The sequence below is a fragment of the Methanosarcina sp. genome, assembly GCF_035390745.1.
Lineage (GTDB): Archaea > Halobacteriota > Methanosarcinia > Methanosarcinales > Methanosarcinaceae > Methanosarcina.
Window position 1 is genome coordinate 1 of record NZ_DAOOUJ010000116.1, and the last position, 4259, is coordinate 4259.

At 46.7% G+C, this 4259-nt stretch carries 3 protein-coding genes; 1 reads left to right on the forward strand and 2 read right to left on the reverse strand.

Annotated features, from left to right (window positions below; genetic code table 11):
• Positions 1-83: 83 nt before the first annotated feature.
• Complete coding sequence (gene glyS / locus PLL47_RS14600; RefSeq protein ID WP_324447266.1) at positions 84-1925, reverse strand: glycine--tRNA ligase; 1842 nt, start codon at positions 1923-1925, stop codon at positions 84-86.
• Positions 1926-2179: 254 nt separating this feature from the next.
• Positions 2180-2986 carry a CPBP family intramembrane glutamic endopeptidase gene (locus PLL47_RS14605; protein WP_324447268.1) on the reverse strand — a complete coding sequence of 269 codons (807 nt, stop codon included), beginning with the start codon at positions 2984-2986 and terminating at the stop codon, positions 2180-2182.
• Between the two features lie 274 nt (positions 2987-3260).
• On the opposite strand from PLL47_RS14605, the gene surE reads away from it, so the two are divergent.
• On the forward strand, positions 3261-4064 hold the full coding sequence (gene surE / locus PLL47_RS14610; RefSeq protein WP_324447270.1) for a 5'/3'-nucleotidase SurE: 804 nt from the start codon (positions 3261-3263) through the stop codon (positions 4062-4064).
• Positions 4065-4259: the final 195 nt, after the last annotated feature.

The following is a 4259-nucleotide window of genomic DNA, read 5'->3' on the forward strand; positions in this document are numbered from 1 at the left end:
CTCAGCCCGCAGCTCAGGAATATGGAGGATCCTTAATTTTAGAGGATCCTTAATTCCCTAATTTGATTCTTAATTCCTTGACTTTAGAAATTAAAGGGCTTGCCTGCGGATTCGAAATCTCTGCCCCTGTAGATCAATTCATAGAGCACGTTTTCGATCCCGTTGATAGGAGCCCTTATCTGGCGCATGGAGTCCCTGTCCCTGATTGTGACAGTCCCGTCCTGAAGGGTGTCATAGTCCACGGTAACCGAGTAGGGAGTTCCTATTTCGTCGTTTCTCCTGTAGCGTCGCCCGATGGTTCCGGAGTCGTCGTAATTGACAAGCAGGGTCTTCTCCCTGAGTTTTGCAACAATCTCTTTTGCCGGGTCTGCAAGCTCTTTTCTTGTAAGAAGCGGAAGAACGGCTACCTGCACAGGAGCGACTGAGCTTGAGAAGTGCATAACAAGGCGGGCTTCCTCTTCGCTTTCTGCTTCACTTTCACCCTTTGCTTCTCCAGACTCTTTTTCTGCCTTTTCAGCACCTTCTGCTTCTCCTGTCCCTTTAAGCCCGGATTCGGCTGCCTTCTGGGCAACGTTTTCTTCATCAAAGGCGTGCTCCATTACACCGTAGAATATCCTGTCTATACCGTAGGAAGGCTCAATCACGTGAGGAATAACGTTTTCTCCGCTGACCTTTACGGTTTCTTCAGCAAAGTCCACAACGTCCGGGCTGACTGTCAGTTCTTCCCCATCCACGGTGACCTTTATCTGATCTTTTGAGAGCTCTTCTTCCGAAAGCTGTTTTAAGGCATCTGCAACGGCTTTTGCTTTGCCCTTGAAGAGGGGGCCGAGTTTGCCCATGTTCGGCTTTACGACAAAGCGGGTAACCATTTTAGGCTCATCATATTCCACATAAACGTAAAGGTCGGTTTTGCTAACCCTTGCATGGGCTTTGAGGTCGTAGTCTGTCCTGTCAGCAATGCCCACGATCTCTACCCATCCGAAGCGGTCTGTTTCGATCTCGGCGTCCCAGCAGTCGATTGCATAGTGAGCCATCTCGTCTTTCAGGTGCTGCCTGAACCTGAGTTTTGCGGGGTTGATCCCTACTTTTGTCAGGAACTCGTTTGTGAGCGCGATGTTGTAACCAAGGACCTCATGGGCAATGACACCCTTTTCTACAGCCTCCCTTACGGTCAGCCTGATTGGTTCGCCCGTCTGCTGGGCTGCCTGCGAATAAAGAGTAAGCTCTTTGTCTGCGAAGCGCTCGAAGTTGGAGTGTTTCTTGTTCCTGGGGTCAACGAAGAGCTCACACTCAGCCTGGGTGAATTCCCTGAGCCTTATTACGCCCTGCCTTGGAGCAATTTCGTTCCTGTAAGATTTGCCGATCTGCACCGCCCCGAAAGGAAGCTTATCCCTGTAGAAGCGGGACAGCCTCTGGAAGTCAACAAACATCCCCTGTGCAGTTTCCGGCCTGAGGTAGCCCTGCCTCCCAGTCCCGGGCCCGATTGTGGTCTTGAACATCAGGTTAAATTCGTAAGCGTCGTTGAGCTCTCCACCGCATTCGGGACAGGTGATGCCCTTTTCTTTTATGACCTCTGTGAGCTGTTCTGCGCTCAGGGTCCCTGCCGCTTCCATGACGTTTTCCACCAGGTGGTCTGCCCGGAAAGCCTCTCCGCACTTTTTGCATTCGCACAGGGGGTCAGAAAAGCCTCCAACGTGCCCGGATGCGACAAAAACGTCCTCGATGCCTATTGTCGGGCACTCGATTTCCATATGCCCTTCCTGAATGACGTAAAACTCTCTCCAGATCTGCTCGATGCGTCTCTTCAGCGTGCTCCCGAGAGGTCCGTAATCGTAAAAGCCACGGCTTCCGCCATACAGCTCAAATGAATTCCATAAAAAGCCGCGGCGTTTTGCCAGCTCGAATACTTTTTCGTATTTATCCATTTTATAAGTCCTCGTGATATTGATTGGGGGATACAGGGTAATCGTGAATTTTTGATTCGCCAGAAATAATAGATGGATAAAGGGAATCATTATATTAAATTTGCACTGCTCTGAGATGGGCTGAGAACGTGAAGGCTATAGTTGATGGTGAGGTTCATCTTCATCTCAAGTTTTTCGTGATGCTGCTTTGCTCAGATTCCGGCGCAGCGTCGAAATTTTCTGGAAACTTCTTGTGGAAACTTCTTGTTGCAGGGTTAAGACGATAACGAAGATTCAGTTGCTTTTTTCCATTTTGCTTTCCATAATAGTGCAATTCCTAAAATCGTAAGAATTAGCATTTGCCAGTTTTGTGAAAGCGGACCCAAACCAACCGACCCTTCAATCGAGTCACGAACCTCATCAAATGCGGAGTGATACACGGTAGCTACTGCTAAACTTTGCGTGCTTGACCATATGTAGGCAAACACAACTGCATGCATAATTGTCGGTATCAAACTGATAAGCATAACAAGCGATACTGAAACAAGAGGATTGCCCGTCATTTGCATTCCCATCACAATTACAACTGGCAGGTGCCAGAACCATGTGATAAAGCCGTGAAGAAGCAGTGCGTGGCGGGTACTGTACCGCGCAAATAAATGAGGCAATAAATATCCACGCCAACCGAACTCCTCCCCAAAAGCCGGAATAAGCGTGATTGTAAAGCTAAATAAAAACTCTGCCAGAATGGTTGTGGCGTTTACTTCCTGAGGGGCTTCATAAATTCCCATCAGCTGTTCAACAACTCTCGGGAAAGCCCATAAAAATAGTGCAAGTCCAAAAGCATATGCATAATGCCTGGGTTTGCCCCATTGCCAGCCGGCATTTTCAAACCCGTCCCTGAACACAAATTTGCCGGCAATATAAGTGCCGACACCGACCATGAGCATTGATAGCAAAAGGAGGGGTTTAAAGGCTTCCCCCAGAAACGAATAGGCAATCTGAAAAGGCCATGAAAGCGCAACAATAATTAGAAAATAAACTTTCAGTGAAAAGGGGCGCTTAAAGACTTCTTTTTTCATGAAAATAATAATTAAAATTGTGATAAATACTTTTTGAAAGAGCTATCTCTGTGCTGGGTGATATTGCCAGGAAGGGTATGTATTTTCGAATCTTTGCGCTCGGGTCACGCTGAGGAGCGGGGAAAATAAGCGTAATCAAATCAAAAATAACTCGGGCTAGTTCCCGTTTCCTCTTTTATCTTTAAATGAAAAACGGTCATAGAAGTCATTTGTCTGCAACATAGACGTAAAATCAGCACAGCGTTTCCATAAATTTTAAATTATCCTGCAACTTATGGGAAAGCTGATGGTCCCAAAAATCCTTGTTACAAATGATGATGGCGTTTATTCGACAGGCCTGAAAGCCGCTTTTGACAGCGTTTCGGACCTTGGAGAAGTTACAATTTCGGCTCCTGCTGTCCAGCAGAGCGGGGTAGGTCGCTCTATTTCTATCTTTGAGCCCCTCCGGATTACAAAGACCTATGTAGGGGGGATACCTGCTTATGCTGTGGGCGGGACTCCTACTGATTCTGTGATTCTTGGCATTTTCACGATTCTAAAAGGGATGCCTGACCTGGTGCTATCCGGCTTTAACATCGGAGAAAACATAAGCACGGATACGATCACTACCTCAGGGACTATCGGAGGAGCCCTTGAAGCTGCAAGCTATGGAGTTCCGGCAATTGCTGCTTCCATGCAGGTTCTTGATGAAGGGCAGAAATTCGATGACCCCAGGGATTATCACAGGGAAAGATTTGAAGCCGGGATAAAAGTAGTTAACAGAATCGCCCGAAAAGTGCTGAAGCATGGTATGCCGGAAAATGTGGACCTCCTTAATATCAACATTCCTTACCATGCCGAAGAGGATACTCCGGTAGAGATTACTCGCCTTGCCCGGAAAGTCTTTAAAACAGACGTTGAAGAGCGGCATGACCCCAGGGGCAGGCCCTATTACTGGATTGCAGGAGACCTTATCCGCGAAGAAGAAGAAGGGACTGATGTGCATGCCGTCATGCAAAAAGGGCATGTCTCAATAACCCCGATCTCTCTTGATTCGACGGCAAGGATCGATTTTTCAGAGATAGAAAAGTACCTTTGATATCAGTAAAGTTGCTCTATATATTGGACAAGAGAGGACGGATAAAAGAGGACAGATAAAAGAAAAAAATCGTACTGGTAAGTACTGTTTATTCTTTTTGTTTCAAAAAATCTTTTCAAATTTCTTTTTTCTTATTCTACTTCATCCTTTTCTATATGAATTGAAATTTCTTTCCAGCCGCTGTCGATTGTATGA